The organism is Streptomyces sp. NBC_00872, assembly GCF_045161915.1.
Classification (GTDB): domain Bacteria; phylum Actinomycetota; class Actinomycetes; order Streptomycetales; family Streptomycetaceae; genus Streptomyces.
Map to the genome: position 1 here is coordinate 7,524,248 of NZ_CP108806.1, position 15,650 is coordinate 7,539,897.

The following is a 15,650-nucleotide window of genomic DNA, read 5'->3' on the forward strand; positions in this document are numbered from 1 at the left end:
GAGCGGATGCTCCTCGACCGCCGTCCGGTCCTCAGCCCTCGGCCGCCATCTGACGGCGGATCGGGCCCGACGGCTGGGGCGGCTCGACCGTACGGTGCGGCGTCTGCTCCTGCTCGGGCACCCGCTCGCGACCGAGGGGTTCCGGCAGGATCTCCAGGACGGCACGACGGTGGGCGTCGCTCGCCCCGTCGTCGTACGGGTCGGGCGTCGCCGGGACCTGGAGTCTGAGCACCGGGCCCGCCCCGAGCCGCGCGTAGCCCCTGCCGGGTGGGACGTCCGGCGTGGGCGTGGTGTGCGGCGGCGCCCCGAGCACCGCTTCCACCTGCGGTGCCGCGACCGGTCCGAGGATCACCCGGGCGTGGGTGTGGGCCCGTACGGTCTCGTCGAGCGTGTCCAGGCCGTCGAGGTGATCGGCCACCACCACGGTGATGTGGGCGGCCCTGCCGTGGCGCAGCGGTACATGGAGCAGTTCCCGCGGATCGGTGCGTCCGTCGGCCGCCGCGAGATGCCCGAAGACGCTCGGCCGGTCCACCAGGATCCACAGCGGCCTTCTGGCGTCCTCGGGCACGGGCCGGCCCGACTGGCGGGCGTTGTTGGCGGCGATGAGCCGCCGCTCGGTCTCGTTCGCCGCCCATTCGAGGGTGGAGAGCGCGCCGGCCAGGCCGCACTCCACGGCGAGCACACCGGTGCGTCCGGTCAGACAGCCGAACTCGCCGGTGCCGCTGCCCTCCACGATCAGTACGTCCCCGTCCGCGAGGGCCTGGAGGGCGATGGAGCGCAGCAGGGTCGTGGTGCCGCTGCCCGGGGTCCCCGCGACCAGCAGATGGGGCTCAGTCGAGCGCGGTCCGGTCCGCCAGAGCACCGGGGGCGCGTGCCGGCTTCCGCCGCCCGTGACGACCGGCACGGTGCGCGGCACCGCTCCGTCGTCGGTGAAGCCGAGGACCGTCTCGCCCGGGGCGGTGATGAAACGCTGGGCGGCGATGGCGGTGGAGAGGGCGGGCAGGACGGTCATCACCAGTTGGTTGGCCTCTTCCTGCCAGTCGAAGTGATATTCCCGGCCGCGTCCGGACTTGGCGTACAGCAGTTGCTCGATCCGGGCCCGCGCGTCGGGCTCGCCGTCGGTGAAGTACGGGGGATAGCTGAGCTGGAGCCGGATGAGCCGCCCCTCGCCGTCGAACGCGTGCTCCTCGAAGGCCTTGCTCCACTCGCCGCCGTGGGCGAAGAGCGGACTCGGGTCCTCGGGAACGGAGAGATACGGCACCAGCGCCTCGTAGAGGGACTGGAGTCGTTTCACCTCCGCTTCGTCGGGCCCGGTCCGCGCCGGCGGCGTTCGGTCGCGTCCCTTCCAGGCGGCCACGGCCATCACCGTGATCAGGGCCAGCATCGGCCCGTACGGGATGAGCGCGGTCACCAGGACGCAGGCCGCGACCAGGAACAGCGCGGGACCGCGCCGGTCCTTGGGCGTACCGGCCCACTTCTGGCGCCCTGCGGCGGCCAGCAGCCGCAGACCACGGGTGATCGTGATCAGCGGGTGGAGAACGTCGGTGGCGCTGTCGGCGGCCGTACGGGCCAGATCGCGCCCGCGCGCGATCCGGTCGCTGCCGCTGCTCAGAATGCGGGGGAGTGGTCGCCGGGCCACGTCAGTCTCCTGTTGGATGCGGAAAGGGGATGGACGGGGGTCAGAATTTGATCCCGCCCAGAAGGCCGGCGAGGCTGGCGCCGCCGGCTGTGATGCTCGGGGCGATGGCGGTGCCCGCGAGATAGAAACCGAACAGCGAGCACACCATCGCGTGCGAGGCCTTGAGTCCGTCCTTCCGGAAGAAAAGGAAGACGATGATTCCGAGCAGCACCACGCCCGACATGGAAAGAATCATGAGGGTTCTCCTGGTAGAGGGGACAGTCACCATGAGTTCTTCCAGAATCACCGCAAGTATCTATGCGACAAAAGGTGCAAGTGAGTGAAATATCGGGTATTTCACTGCACTGGTCCATGACATGCCGCCGCGCGGCCGGGACGTCGCACGTCCCGTCCTGGGCAAGCGCCGCGCGCAGTACCCTGTCGGTTCACTCGTACGGCGTCAATGTGCCGTACGTACCAGGTCAACGGCGTGAAAGGCGGTCCACCGATGAGCGAAACCCCGGATCCCGAGGTGGTGGAGCTGGCTACGAGGATCTTCGATCTGGCACGGCGCGGAGAGACCGAGGCGCTCGCCGCGTACATCGACGCCGGTGTGCCCGCGAATCTCACCAACGACAGGGGTGACTCCCTGCTGATGCTCGCCGCCTACCACGGCCACGCCTCGGCGGTGGCGGCCCTGCTGGAGCGCGGCGCCGACGGGAGCCGGCCCAACGACCGCGGCCAGACACCGCTCGCCGGCGCGGTCTTCAAGGGCGAGGACGAGGTCATCAGGACACTGCTCGCCGGCGGCGCGGATCCGGCGCAGGGGAGTCCCTCCGCCGTGGATACCGCGCGGATGTTTGGGAAGACGGACCTCCTGGAGCTGTTCGGAGCCAGGTGAGAGACGTCGTAAATGTGGTCGCGGTGGCGAAATGGCTGGGTCATCATGACGTCGGGCCCGCAGGGGGCCACCGACGAGAGGCAGGGAAGATGGTCTGCGTTGAGCGGGAGACGACGGGCGGCCGAACATGTTGTCGCACGGCCTAGGGCCTGTCTGACACATCCCGCCTGGTTCGCGACGCCTGGCACGCACGCTCGCCGCGTTGTCGGAGTCGCCCGAGTACGTCCAGTACACGGGCGATCCTCCGCCTTGCGATCGCACGCACCAGACGCCGCGAGCCCCGCCCAAGGGGCGGACGGCGCTATGTGTCAGACAAGCCCTAGACCCAGAAGGGTCGGCACCGGTCCCGGTGCCGCATCACACCCCGGTTGCGTCAACAGCTTGATGTGAGGCTTTTCCGATGTTCGATCCAGTCATAGCGCCGAGCGGCACTCTGCTCGGCCTGTTGCAGAGGGGCCGCGGCGACGGCACGCTGCACGCGCTCGCGGCGCCCCGCGCGGAGGCGCTCGCCGCCCTCAACCACTGCGTACTGAACGACCCCCGGCACGACTGGCAGGTCGAGAACCGGTCGCTGTACTACGCGCGCCTGTATCTGGATCTCCACGGCGGTCTCGACGCCATCGAGCACCACCTCTTCCTCGCCGAGGACCACTTCGACACCGAGGAGTCACGGACCGGGCTCGCGCTCGCCGTGCTGGGCCATCTCGCCTCGTACGGCAGGCGCGACGCACTGGAACTGCTCCGGCGCTACGCGGCGGCCGGCTCCAACTGGGCCTGGGCCCTGGACGAGCTGGCGCTGCGCGACGACGACACCGGTCTGCGCTCGCTGGCGCTGCCCGTCCTCGCCAGATTCCCGGCCACGCCCGAGGGCGACACCGAACTGGCGACCGCCGTACGCGACGCCTTCGAGCCCCGGCCCTGGCGGCTCTGGGCCGACGATCCCCGGCAGGAGATCGGCGCCCGGATCAGGGCCGCCGGTGAACAGGGCTCGTTCGACCGCTGGCAGCGCCAGCTCCGGCCCAGCGGTCCCCGGCCCGGCTGGAGCGTACAGGCCGTCTTCGACTGGGCTCAGCAGGCCCTGGAGCGCGGCTCCGTGCTCCATGTGCCCGCCGCGCGCTGTCTGAGCGCGGTCGCCGGGCCCGAGGACCGGGCGATGATCATCGAGGCCGCCCGCGGCGGACCCGACGGGGCCAGGTGCGCGGCACTCCACTATCTCGCCGAGGCGGCCGACCCCGTCGTCCTCGATCTGATCGAAGCGGCCGTCGGCGCGGACCGTACCGTCGCCGACGCCGCGGTCTCCGCCTTCGAGCGGATGTGCGGCGAGGCGGCCGTCGACCGGGCCCGCGGCTGGGTGCACAGGCCCGACGCCCTCGGAGCCTCCGCCGCCGGTGTACTCGCCAGTCGTGGCGGCACCCGCGACACCCAACTGGTGCTGGGCGCGCTGCGCGAGACCGTACGGGCCGACGGACCCGACGCACCGGGACTGTGGACCCTCGTCGACGGCGCCGGACGCCTCGGCATCGTCTGCGCGGCCCCCGTCCTGCGCCATGTCTACCGCGAGACCACCTCCTCGCACCTGCGCGGCCGCACGGCACGCGCGCTCGCCGCCACCGATCCCTCCTACGCCACCGGATTCGCCGTCGAATGCCTGTGGGACTGCGAGGAGAGCACCCGAGAGGTCGCCGCGCTGCACGCCGAGACCGGCGATGTACGGGTGGCGGAGCGGCTACGTCGACTGGCCGCGGACCCGGCGGAGGAGGCCGAGGTACAAACGGCGGTACGCAGCAGAATCGGGCCGCTGTCTTTTTGAGCGCTCGGTTCCGGCCGACCGGTTCGTCCTCAATCGCCGGACGGGCTTGGTGTGGGCCCGCAGCCGGACCCCGGCGGGAGGGGGTCGTGGTCGGAGGAGGTGCGTGTCCGGACACTAAAGCGTGATTTGTGCCGCATACGAGACCCGCACCTACCGAACCGGTCCGCACGCGGCGTAAATCATGCCGTCCGGACATGTACCTCCGGAGGCCCCGGCACCCGCACCACCCACGCACCGCCCCCGCGCCGCCAGGCGCGAACCGCCCCCGCCGCCAGGCGCACGCGCCGTGACCGCATCGGCACCCTCCGTCCACCACCCCCGCCCGCCGCAGGCGACCCGCGTCCAATGCTCACGGGACGTTCCCCACGCGGAAAGATCCACGTTGGCAGGGACACGCTCGGTAGGACGACAACACGAACATGCGTGTCGTCATAGTTACCGAGTCCTTCCCACCGGATGTCAACGGCGTAGCCCACTGCGCCCTCCAGACCGCCCGGCACCTCGCCGCGCGCGGTCATGACCCGCTCGTCATCGCCCCGGCCGTCGCCGGTGATGCCGAGATCGACGCACCGTGCCCCGTGGTGCGCGTGCCCTCCGTGCCGCTGCCCGGCTATCCCCAGGTACGGGTGGCGCTGCCCAGCCGGCGGGTCGCGGCGACCATCGCCGCGCACCGCGCCGAACTGGTCCATCTGGCGGGCCCGTTCGTGCTCGGGGTGCGCGGCATGACGGCCGCCTCACGGCTCGGGGTCCCCGCCGTCGCCGTGTACCAGACCGATCTCGCCGGCTACGCCCGCACCTATGTGGGCGCGGGCGAGGCGGCTGCCTGGCGCCGGATCCGTACCGTGCACACCGCGGCCGACCGCACTCTGGCACCGTCCAGCGCGGCCGTACGCGACCTCGCCGAGCACGGCATTCCGCGGGTGCGGCTCTGGCCGCGAGGGGTGGACACCGTACGGTTCCGGCCCGAGCTGCGGGACGAGGAGCTGCGCCGGCGGCTCGCGCCCAACGGGGAGCTGATCGTCGGATACGTCGGCCGGCTGGCGCCCGAGAAGCATGTCGAACTCCTCGCGGGTGTCTGCGAGCTGCCGGGCGTCCGGGTCGTGATCGTCGGGGACGGTCCCAGCGAGACCACGCTGCGGGGCGCGCTGCCCGGCGCGGTCTTCCTGGGCCGTACGACCGGCGACGCGCTCGCGCGTACGTTCGCCTCGTTCGACGTGTTCGCGCACACCGGACCGTACGAGACCTTCTGCCAGACCGTGCAGGAGGCCATGGCCAGCGGGGTACCGGTGATCGCGCCCGCCGCGGGCGGACCGCTCGATCTCGTCGCCCACGGGTACACCGGCACGCTGGTGACACCGCACGACGCCGACGCCGTCACCGAGGCGGTGCGGGACCTCGCCAACGCCCCGGCGCTCCGTGAGGCGTACGGGCGGGCGGCACGCACCACCGTGGAGGGCAGGACCTGGGCCGTCGTCGGCGACCAGCTTCTCGGCCACTACGACGAGGTCCTCGGCGCGCGCACGGCGGTGGTCGCGTGAGCGGCTTGCGGATCGTACGGCTGGCGAACTTCGTGACCCCCGCCTCGGGCGGGCTGCGTACCGCGCTCCAGGAGCTCGGCAGCGGCTATCTCGCGGCCGGGCACGAGCCGGTGCTCATCGTGCCCGGCGAGCGGGAGACCGACGAGGACACCGTGCAGGGGCGGGTGATCACCCTGCCGGGTCCCGTCATCCCCGGCACCGGCGGCTACCGGGTGCTGACCGCCCGGCGGCGGCTGCGGGAGGTGCTCGAATCGCTCGGGCCCGACCGGCTCGAAGTCTCCGACCGGACCACGCTGCGGTGGACGGGGGAGTGGGCACGGCGCCACCGGGTCCCCTCGGTGATGGTCTCCCACGAGACGGCGGACGGGGTGCTGCGCACCTGGGGCGTACCCGGGGTCGCCGCGGGACGGACCGCGGACCGGCTCAACACGCGCAGCGCGTGGGCGTACTCGCGGATCGTGTGCACCACCGAGTGGGCGGAGCGCGAGTTCCTCCGTATCGGCGCCCGCAACGTGGTGCGCGCGCCGCTCGGGGTCGATCTGACCCGGTGCAGGCCGCAGCGGCGCAGCGAGGCCCTGCGCGCCCGGTACGCGCGCGGTGCGGACGTACTGCTGGTGCTCGGATCCCGGCTCTCGGTGGAGAAGCGGCCGGGCGCCGCGCTGGACGCGCTCGCCGAACTGCGGGACCGGGGTGTACGGGCCGTGCTGGTCGTCGCGGGCGAGGGTCCGCTGCGGGCCGGACTGGTCCGCAGGGCCCGTGCCCAGCGGCTGCCCGCGCTCTTCCTCGGACATGTGGCCGACCGCGAGGAGATGGCCGATCTCCAGGCCGCCGCGGACATCTGTCTGGCGCCGGGACCGGCCGAGACCTTCGGGCTGTCGGCCCTGGAGGCGCTCGCCTGCGGTACCCCGGTCGTCCCGAGCGCGTCGTCGGCGCTGCCCGAGGTCATCGGGGACGCGGGGGTGGCCGCCGTGGACAGCGCCGTGTCCTTCGCCGACGCGATCCAGGAGCTGCTGACGCGCCCGGAGGACGACCGCCGCGCCGCGGCCCGTGCCCGCGCGGAACTCTTCAGCTGGGACAACGCGGTGGCCGGGTTCCTGGCCGCACACGACGCCCCGCTGCTCAACAAGGTGCCGTCGCAGATCCGCCGCCCGGACGGAGCGCAGAGATGACCACGGGCGCGGAGATCGCGGAGTCGGCGCCGGGCGGAGAACGCACCGGCGACGGCTCGGACGCGGCGCCGCGCATCGTCGTACGAGGAGGGGAACAGCCCGTGGCCCCGGTGGAGACGGACGCGCACGCGGGGCGGACGGCCCCGGGGCAGGCGCCCGCCGGTGAGGCGTCCGTGGGCCGGACGCTCTCCGGGCAGGCGTCCCTGGGACCGGCGCCCGCCGGCCGGACGCCCGCGGAGTCCGGGACAGCCGCCGCGCCGGCAGCCGGCCGGCCGCTCCCGCACGTCGTACAGGACTCCCGGCCTGCCGACGGCTCCGCCGGTCCGGCGGCCGAGGTGACCTCGACGGAATCACGGGACGGTTCCGTCGGCACCGTCCGCGGCATCGGGGCCGTCGGCGCCGACGGGGCCGACGGGGCAGCGGCCCCGGCCACGTCCGGGTCCGGGCCGTCCGGGTCCGGATCGTCCGGCGCCGGGCCGGCAGGCGCTCCCGTTCCCGTCGGCCTCCGTAAGGAGGGCGTCGTTCCGTCCGTGCGGGCGTTGCGGTTCGCCGCGCTCGGGGACTCGCTGACCGCCGGGATCGGTGACCCCGTGGACGGCGGGTGGCGCGGCTGGGCCGCCCTGCTCGGCGGGGCCCTCGGGCCCGCACGCCCGGCCGGTGCCGAAGGCGAGAGCGGCGTACGGTTCCACAACTTCGCCGTCAGCGGCGCGCTGACCCGGGACGTAGAGGAGCAGCAGGTCCCGGACGTCCTCGACTTCGGGCCGGACATCGCGTCCGTCGTCGTCGGCGTCAATGACACGCTCCGCTGCGCCTTCGACATCCAGGACATCGCCCAGCGACTCGACCGCGTCTGTGCCGTTCTCGCCGCGCGCGGGGCCGTCCTGCTGACCACCTGTCTGCCCGACCCGGGGACCATGCTCGGGCTGCCCCTGCCGCTCGCCAGGCCGCTCGCACGCAGGCAGCGTGCGCTGAACGCCGTCGTACACGCCCTGGCCGCGCGGTACGACACCGTCCATCTCCATATGGCCGAAGCCGCCTGGGTCAACGACCGGTCCCTGTGGAGCGCCGACCGGCTGCACCCCGGGGAGCGGGGCCACCGGATGATCGCCGCGCGCTTCCACGCGCCGCTCGCCGCCCGGGGGCTGGCCATCGGACCGCCGCCCTCCCTGGAGGTCGATCAGCTCCCGCCCACCCGCGCCGCCGTGCTGGGGTGGCTCGCGACCAAGGGGGCGGCCTGGGTGGCCCGCCGCTGCCGGGACCTGCTGCCCGAGCTGCTGCGCCTCGCGGGGGACGAGGTACGGCACTGGGCCCGTGGCACCAGCGGCCGTCTCGACGTCCACGCCGATCAGGCCCTCTCCCGCGCGCTCGCCACCCTCTCCCCGGGCGCTCCCCGCGCGAGAATGGGGGAATGACCGGGCGCTGGGAATTCTGGATCGACCGGGGCGGCACCTTCACCGATGTGGTGGGCAGGCGCCCCGACGGAGAGCTGGTCACCAGGAAGCTGCTCTCGCACCACCCCGAGCGGTACCGGGACGCGGCGGTCGCCGGAATCCGGCTGCTGCTCGGGCTCGGTCCGCACGATCCGGTCCCGGCCGACCGGATCGCCGTCGTGAAGATGGGGACGACCGTCGCCACGAACGCGCTCCTTGAGAGACGTGGTGAGCCGACCGTCCTCCTCATCACCGAGGGTTTCCGGGACGCCCTGCGGATCGCGTACCAGAACCGGCCCCGGCTCTTCGACCGCGGGATCGTGCTCCCCGAGGCGGTGTACGAACGTGTCATCGAGGTCCCCGAGCGGGTCGACGCACACGGCGTGACCGTACGGCCGCTCGATCTGGACACCGTCACCGGGCGGCTGCGCGCGGCCCACCGCGACGGCTTCCGCAGCGCCGCCGTCGTCCTCATGCACGGATACCGCCACAGCGCGCACGAGAGCGCCGTCGCCGGCGCCGCACGCGAGGCGGGGTTCACCCAGGTGAGCTGCTCGCACGAGGTCAGTCCGCTGATCAAGCTGGTGCCGCGCGGCGACACCACCGTCGTGGACGCCTATCTCTCCCCGATCCTGCGCCGCTATGTCGACGAGGTCGCCCGGGAACTGCGCGGTATCCGGCTGATGTTCATGCAGTCCAACGGCGGGCTGCGGGAGGCGGCCCACTTCCGCGGCAAGGACGCCGTGCTCTCGGGACCGGCCGGGGGAGTCGTCGGCATGGCCCGTACGGCGCGGCAGGCCGGCTTCGACCGGGTCGTCGGCTTCGACATGGGCGGCACCTCCACCGATGTCTCCCACTACGCGGGCGAGTTCGAGCGGGAACTCGGCACCCAGGTGGCCGGGGTCCGGATGCGCGCGCCCATGATGAACATCCACACCGTCGCTGCGGGCGGCGGCTCCGTCCTCCACTTCGACGGTCAGCGCTACCGGGTGGGCCCCGACTCGGCGGGCGCCGTGCCGGGCCCCGCCTGCTATCGGCGTGGCGGCCCGCTCACCGTGACCGACGCCAATGTGATGCTCGGCCGCGTCCAGCCCGCCCATTTCCCCGCGGTGTTCGGCCCGGACGGTGATCAGCCGCTGGACGCCGAGGTGGTACGGCGGCGCTTCGAGGAACGCGCCGAGGAGGTACGGAAGGCCACCGGCGTCAGCCGCACCCCCGAGGAGGTCGCGGCCGGCTATCTGGAGATCGCCGTGCTCAATATGGCGAACGCCGTCAAGAAGATCTCCGTACAGCGCGGACACGACATCACCCGCTACGCGCTCACCAGCTTCGGCGGGGCCGGCGGACAGCACGCCTGCGCGGTCGCCGACGCCCTCGGGGTCGACACCGTGATCGTGCCGCCGCTCGCCGGGGTCCTGTCCGCGTACGGCATCGGACTCGCCGACGCCACCGCCATGCGCGAGCAGTCCGTCGAGGCCGAGCTGACCGAGCGGACCCTGGGGCGGGTGCGTGAGCTGTGCGACTCCCTCGCCGGGCGCACCCGCGCCGAGCTGCGCGCCGACTCCGTACCGGACTCCGCGATCAGCACGCGCGCGCGTGTGCTGCTCCGGTACGCCGGTACGGACGCCGGTCTGCCGGTCGCCCTGGACGGTGTCGCGGCCATGACGGCGGCCTTCGAGGGCGAGCACCGTTCGCGCTACGCCTTCACCATGGACAAGCCCTTGGTGGTGGAGGCGGTCTCGGTCGAGGCCGTGGGCGCCTCCGGCGAGCACACCCCGTACGCGCCCCGGCCCTCGGAGAGCCGGCCCGGCGGGGCGGAACCGTACGCCTCCGTAAGGATGTTCAGCGAAGGCAGCCTCCATGACACCCCGCTGTACCGCCGCGAGGAGCTGTCTCCCGGCGAGACCGTGACCGGGCCCGCCGTGATCGCCGAGGCCGACGCCACGACCGTGGTCGAACCGGGCTGGCGGGCGGGCGCGGCCGAGCTGGGGCATCTGCTGCTCACGCGCGTGCGGCCACGCCCCTCGCGGGTCGCGGTCGGTACGGAAGTCGATCCCGTGCTGCTTGAGGTGTTCAACAACCTCTTCATGGCGATCGCTGAGCAGATGGGGGTGCGGCTGGAGAACACGGCCCACTCCGTCAACATCAAGGAGCGGCTCGACTTCTCCTGCGCGCTCTTCGACGCCGAGGGCAATCTGATCGCCAACGCGCCGCACATCCCCGTCCATCTCGGATCGATGGGCGAATCCATCAAGGAGGTGCTGCGGCGCAACAAGGGCAGCCTGCGGCCCGGCGATGTGTACGCCATCAACGATCCCTACCACGGCGGCACCCATCTGCCCGATGTGACCGTGGTGACCCCCGTCTTCGACGAGGCGGACGGGGCGGACAGGGCGGACGGGGCGGACGGGGCGCATGAGGCGAACGGGGTGGGCGAGTCGGATGAGTCGGGCGTCGCGCGCGGGCGGGTGCGGTTCCTGGTGGCCTCGCGCGGCCACCACGCCGAGATCGGCGGCATCACCCCGGGCTCCATGCCCGCCTTCAGCAGGACCGTGCACGACGAGGGCGTGCTCTTCGACAACTGGCTGCTCGTCAGGGACGGCCGGTTCCGCGAGGCGGAGACCAGGGAACTGCTCACCACCGCGCGCCATCCCTCCCGCGACCCCGGCACCAATCTCGCCGATCTGCGGGCCCAGATCGCGGCGAACGAGAAGGGCATCGCCGAACTCGCCCGTATGGTCGACGAGTTCTCCCTCGATGTCGTACAGGCCTATATGGGGCATGTGCGGCGGAACGCCGAGGAGTCCGTGCGCCGGATCGTCGCCGGGCTGCACGACGGCTCGTACCGCTACGAGACCGACGGCGGCGCGGTGATCGAGGTGGCGCTGCGGGTGGACCGGGCGGCGCGCGGCGCGGTGCTGGACTTCAGCGGCAGCTCGCCCCAGCTCCCGGGCAATTTCAACGCGCCCAGATCGGTGGTGACGGCCGCCGTGCTCTACGTCTTCCGCACGCTCGTGGCCGACGACATCCCGCTCAACAGCGGCTGTCTGGAACCGCTGGAGATCCGGGTACCGGAAGGCTCGATGCTCGCCCCCGTCCATCCCGCGGCCACCGTCGCGGGCAATGTGGAGACCTCGCAGGCGGTCACCGGCGCGCTCTACGCGGCGCTCCGCGTCCAGGCCGAGGGTTCGGGCACCATGAACAACCTCACCTTCGGCAATGACCGGGTGCAGTACTACGAGACGGTGGCCAGCGGCTCCGGCGCCGGTGACGGCTTCGACGGCGCCGACGCCGTCCAGACCCATATGACCAACTCCCGGCTCACCGACCCCGAGGTGCTGGAGTGGCGCTTTCCCGTCCGGGTCGACGCCTTCGCCGTACGGGACGGCAGCGGCGGCGCGGGGCGCTGGCACGGCGGCGACGGTGTGGTCCGGCGCCTCCGCTTCCTGGAGCCGATGACGGTGACCCTGCTCACCGGGCACCGCAGGGTCCCGCCGTACGGCATGGCGGGCGGCCTGCCGGGCGCGCTCGGCCGCAACGAGGTGGAGCGCGCGGACGGTACGGTCACGCCGCTGCGGGGCGTCGACTCGGTGGAGATGGGCCCCGGCGACGTGCTGGTCATGCGGACGCCGGGGGGCGGCGGCTACGGGACGGCGCCCTCGTCCTCGTCCTCGCCCCCACCCTCGCGGTAGGTCACTGGCCCTCCGGCGGCTTCCCGTGGGCGGCCGAGACCTCCACGAGTTCCGTCCGGCCCTCGGAGTTGAGTCTGAGGATCGGGACGGCCTTGTTGTCCGGATTGCCGTTGTTCTGGAAGGAGATGAATCCGCTCGCCCCCGCCAGCCGCTGCCGTCCGTGCATCTGGCGGAACATCTCCCCCACCGTGGCCCCGGTCACCGGGCCCGAGTTGCCCGCCGCCAGTTCGATGCCGTGGGCGGCGGCCAGCACGGCGTCATGGGCCATGATGTCCTGCCCGTCGTAGCGGTCGTCGTTCGGGAACCACTCGTTGAGCCGGCCGTCCTCCTGGAAGTAGCCGGCCGAGACCTTGGACACCTTGCCGGGATCGGCCCGCAGCATGTCGCGGTGGGCCAGCCCCGTGAAGAGCACCTCCACGTCGTTCTCGACGGCGCGGGTGATCTGTTCCCGGTCCAGGTTCGAGGTGTCGTCGCCGGCGAGGACCGTGAACGTGTGGTCCGTACAGGTGCGGCTCGCCAGGTAGTCGAGGAAGTTGGTGAGGTGCTGCCCCCGGCCCGCGAAATAGATGACCTGCGGCTTTGTGTCGCAGAGCTGCACGGTGATGTAGCGCAGCGAGTTCTTCCAGGCGCCGGGCACCGAGGAGTTGTACGTCATCCGTTCCGCGACCAGCGTGTAGTCGCCCGCCTTGTCGGGGAACGCCTCGGTGAAGGCGTTGCCCAGGGTGGCGGCGTACAGATTGCTCTTGGCGGCGTCCTGGACGACCATCGCCGTGAGTGACTTCCTGGACCGCTTCAGATAGGCGGCGCCCGCGTACGCCTCGTCGATGTTGGTAGGGGACACCCGTACGAAACCGGGTATGTCATGGATGTTCGTGGCCGTCATGGTGCTCGCGACCGTGGCGAGGCCGTTCGCGGAGAGCTTTCTGAGCGCGTCCAGATTCCGGGCGGTGCTGGGGCCGAGACCGGTGACGGCCACCAGCTTCTCCTCGGAGTCCTTCCGGTCGATCAGTTCGTCCACGGTGTGTTCCCAGTGCGCCGAACTGCTGCCGGTGTTGGCGATCAGCAGACGGATCTTGGGCGAGGCGGAGAGATCGCCGCGGTTGTGCCGGAACTGCGCGAGATAGGCGCCCTCCAGCTCGTGCCGGACCGAGTCCTCCGAGTTGCTGTCGTCGTTGGTGAGGGTGAACGACGTCATGTACGCGACGCTGACATACGGCTCCTTCGCGGCGTCCTTGAGGACCAGCTCGTTCTCCTCCTTGATCTTCTTCTCGACCTCGGCGAGATGGCCGGAGAAGACCCAGGAGCCGTCGGTGACCCCCACACACTCACCGGCGCCCCGTTTCACGACGCCGTCGGCGCAGCGCTCCCGGACATCGCCGATCCAGTTCAGAGTCAGCGGGACGGCGACCGCCAGGACGGCGACGACGACCACCGCGACGACCACCCGCCGCACGACGTGCAGCGGCCATTCGAGTCTGCGCATCCTGCTCACCCCTCGCTCGTGGACGTCAGTGGATGGCGCCAGTGGCGGTAGCGTTCCGCCTCGTTGAACAGGACCACGACATCGTTCCCGCGCAGTCGTGAGAGCTGGCCGAACCCGTCGGCGATCAAGTCGTTCAGCCGCATCCCGGGATCCGCGAGCGGATCGCTCCACACCCAGCGTGCGGTGAGCAGTTCCCGGATCACCGATGTGGTGGTGACGGCCTCGCCGGGCTCGCCGGGGCCGAGTCCGGCGAGCAGGTCGAGCGGTCCGCCCGCGGACCCGAGCCGGTTGGGCGCGGCCGTGATCGCGTTGAACTCGCTGATCCACTGCGCCGCGGGCACCACGGGGAAGCGCGCGGCCAGATGCCCGGTCACCTCGTCGATCTGGCCCCGCGCCAGCCGGTGGTACATCTCCTGGACGGGACGGCCCCCGGCGCCGAAGTGCTCGGCGAGCAGTTCGTGCACGGTGTCCCAGTCGTCCGGCCGCCGGGCGAGACGCCACAGCAGCAGACGTCTGGGCCAGGGGTGCAGGGCCGGTGTCAGCGACTCGGGACCGACCAGCAGCCAGCGTTCGCGGATCTCACCGAACAGCGCGTCCCCCGCGCTGAGCACCCGGGTCCCGACGGACAGATCGCGTGCGGCGGCGCACTCGGCGAGCACATCGACCACCGGCTCGTCGAGGTCCTTGAAGAGATGGCCGAGCGCGGCGTCCACGAGTGTCTCCGCGCCGTCGCGCAGCGTCCGGTCGGGCAGCGTGCGCAGCCAGCGGTCCTGCGCCGGACCGTCCTGCGCCGGTACGCCGGAGTGCCGCAGGACGTCGAGTACCTGGTGCACCGCCCTGGGCAGGCCCCGGGTCAGCCGGTACACGAACGGGGCGAGGCGGGTGAAGGGCGCGAGACCGGGGTGGCTGCGCACCTCCAGTTCGATCCGGATGCGCACCTCGTCGAGGTTGAGGTCGCGCAGCCGCAGCGGGTACCACCAGGTGTCGTCGCTGTCCCGGGGCGGCCGGTGCTCGCGCCAGTCCCCGAGGGAGGCCCGGTCCGGGCCGCGCAGCAGCCAGGGCCACTGGTCGCCGGTGGCCGGGCCCCAGCGGGGCAGCCAGCGGTTGGAGCTGGCGACGATGGTCAGCGGGTCGCAGGCGGCGCCCGCCACCACGGTGTCCTTGTGCCGTGCCTGTATCAGCAGATCGAGAAAGCGGCGGCCGTACTCCGAGTGCGCGTTGTCGAGCAGGAGCAGATACGAGCGGGGCATGAACGAGTGGGTCACATTGTCCCGGAGGTCCGCCAGGAACGCCGAGAACAGCACCTGGTCCAGTTTCTCGCCCTCCTCCGTGCCGCCGTCGTGCCGCCAGACGTTCAGCTCGACCAGCGCGTCCCACGGGTCCTGGCTCTGGATGAGCCGGTGGCCGCCGTACCACGCGGCGCTGCCGGTGAACTTGCGGCCGGGCAGCCGGCGACGGCCGCGCCGTGAGGCGTCCCGCAGCAGTGCGACCGCGGCGGTCGACGCCCCGTCGGGTGCACCCAGGGTCCCGCCCACGGCCTCCAGGAAGGCGGCCAGATAGTCGCCGTGACGGGCCTCGGCCCGTTCCTGGAAGGCGTCCAGCTCCCGGCGGATGGTGCGCCGCCCCTCGGCCAGGGTGGTCATCCGCAGATCGTGGTCGGAGGCGAGCAGCCCGAGGGTGAGACGGGGGAAGTGGGAGCGGCGGTATCTCGGCAGTGTGCGTTCGAGCTGGCGGGCGAGAAGGGCCAGCCCGTAGCGCGGCAGCAGCGCTTGTTCGACACCGAGGTCGACATAGGCGAAGGGATGCTCGGGGCCGAACCGTTCCATCAGCGCGCTGTGGGCCTCGCTCGCGCCGCTGCCGCGCGGGCCGAGGAGCATCGTCACAGGGCGTTCCGCGGTGGGAGGCTCTCTCAGGCACTCGTCGACGAGGGAGATGATTCCGTTACGGCCCCTCAGACTCATGCTCGTACTCATGCCGTCAGCCCCCCCGAGCCTCAGCCACCCGACCGG

Annotated in this window: 10 protein-coding genes; 6 read left to right on the top strand and 4 right to left on the bottom strand. The window is 72.2% G+C overall.

What is annotated here, in order from left to right; all coding sequences use genetic code 11:
* Window positions 1-31 precede the first annotated feature (31 nt).
* Complete coding sequence (locus tag OG214_RS32245) at window positions 32-1,639, bottom strand: hypothetical protein (RefSeq protein ID WP_405986702.1); 1,608 nt, start codon at window positions 1,637-1,639, stop codon at window positions 32-34.
* A gap of 40 nt (window positions 1,640-1,679) precedes the next feature.
* Window positions 1,680-1,874 carry a hypothetical protein gene (locus tag OG214_RS32250; RefSeq protein ID WP_066952367.1) on the bottom strand — a complete coding sequence of 65 codons (195 nt, stop codon included), beginning with the start codon at window positions 1,872-1,874 and terminating at the stop codon, window positions 1,680-1,682.
* A 252-nt stretch (window positions 1,875-2,126) separates the two neighbouring features.
* Between OG214_RS32250 and OG214_RS32255 the strand changes: the two genes are divergently transcribed.
* The 6 genes from OG214_RS32255 (at window position 2,127) to OG214_RS32280 (ending at window position 12,158) form a co-directional block, all read left to right on the top strand.
* Window positions 2,127-2,519: an ankyrin repeat domain-containing protein gene (locus OG214_RS32255; protein WP_363085484.1), complete on the top strand. Its 393-nt coding sequence runs from the start codon at window positions 2,127-2,129 to the stop codon at window positions 2,517-2,519.
* Window positions 2,520-2,919: 400 nt separating this feature from the next.
* Window positions 2,920-4,329 carry a HEAT repeat domain-containing protein gene (locus OG214_RS32260; RefSeq protein ID WP_405986703.1) on the top strand — a complete coding sequence of 470 codons (1,410 nt, stop codon included), beginning with the start codon at window positions 2,920-2,922 and terminating at the stop codon, window positions 4,327-4,329.
* Window positions 4,330-4,748: 419 nt separating this feature from the next.
* Window positions 4,749-5,867, top strand: a complete 1,119-nt coding sequence (locus OG214_RS32265; RefSeq protein WP_405986704.1) for a glycosyltransferase family 4 protein — start codon at window positions 4,749-4,751, stop codon at window positions 5,865-5,867.
* Window positions 5,864-7,036, top strand: coding sequence for a glycosyltransferase (locus OG214_RS32270; protein WP_363085487.1), 1,173 nt, complete (start codon window positions 5,864-5,866; stop codon window positions 7,034-7,036). Before OG214_RS32265 ends, OG214_RS32270 begins: the two co-directional genes overlap by 4 nt.
* Window positions 7,037-7,566: 530 nt before the next feature.
* Entirely contained in the window at window positions 7,567-8,448 is an 882-nt protein-coding gene (locus OG214_RS32275; RefSeq protein WP_363084498.1) for an SGNH/GDSL hydrolase family protein, read from the top strand.
* Window positions 8,445-12,158 carry a hydantoinase B/oxoprolinase family protein gene (locus OG214_RS32280; protein ID WP_405986705.1) on the top strand — a complete coding sequence of 1,238 codons (3,714 nt, stop codon included), beginning with the start codon at window positions 8,445-8,447 and terminating at the stop codon, window positions 12,156-12,158. The genes OG214_RS32275 and OG214_RS32280 overlap by 4 nt, the downstream gene beginning before the upstream one ends.
* A gap of 1 nt (window position 12,159) precedes the next feature.
* Here OG214_RS32280 and OG214_RS32285 read toward each other — a convergent pair whose 3' ends face one another.
* Window positions 12,160-13,641, bottom strand: a complete 1,482-nt coding sequence (locus tag OG214_RS32285) for a branched-chain amino acid ABC transporter substrate-binding protein (protein ID WP_363084496.1) — start codon at window positions 13,639-13,641, stop codon at window positions 12,160-12,162.
* A gap of 5 nt (window positions 13,642-13,646) precedes the next feature.
* Window positions 13,647-15,614, bottom strand: a complete 1,968-nt coding sequence (locus OG214_RS32290) for a hypothetical protein (RefSeq protein WP_405986706.1) — start codon at window positions 15,612-15,614, stop codon at window positions 13,647-13,649.
* Between the last annotated feature and the right edge of the window lie 36 nt (window positions 15,615-15,650).

Coding starts and splice junctions, on each gene's coding strand:
- OG214_RS32250 (WP_066952367.1), bottom strand. CDS start 1,874: ATGATTCTTTCCATGTCGGGCGTGGTGCTGCTCGGAATCATCGTCTTC.
- OG214_RS32255 (WP_363085484.1), top strand. CDS start 2,127: ATGAGCGAAACCCCGGATCCCGAGGTGGTGGAGCTGGCTACGAGGATC.
- OG214_RS32260 (WP_405986703.1), top strand. CDS start 2,920: ATGTTCGATCCAGTCATAGCGCCGAGCGGCACTCTGCTCGGCCTGTTG.
- OG214_RS32265 (WP_405986704.1), top strand. CDS start 4,749: ATGCGTGTCGTCATAGTTACCGAGTCCTTCCCACCGGATGTCAACGGC.
- OG214_RS32280 (WP_405986705.1), top strand. CDS start 8,445: ATGACCGGGCGCTGGGAATTCTGGATCGACCGGGGCGGCACCTTCACC.
- OG214_RS32285 (WP_363084496.1), bottom strand. CDS start 13,641: ATGCGCAGACTCGAATGGCCGCTGCACGTCGTGCGGCGGGTGGTCGTC.
- OG214_RS32290 (WP_405986706.1), bottom strand. CDS start 15,614: ATGAGTACGAGCATGAGTCTGAGGGGCCGTAACGGAATCATCTCCCTC.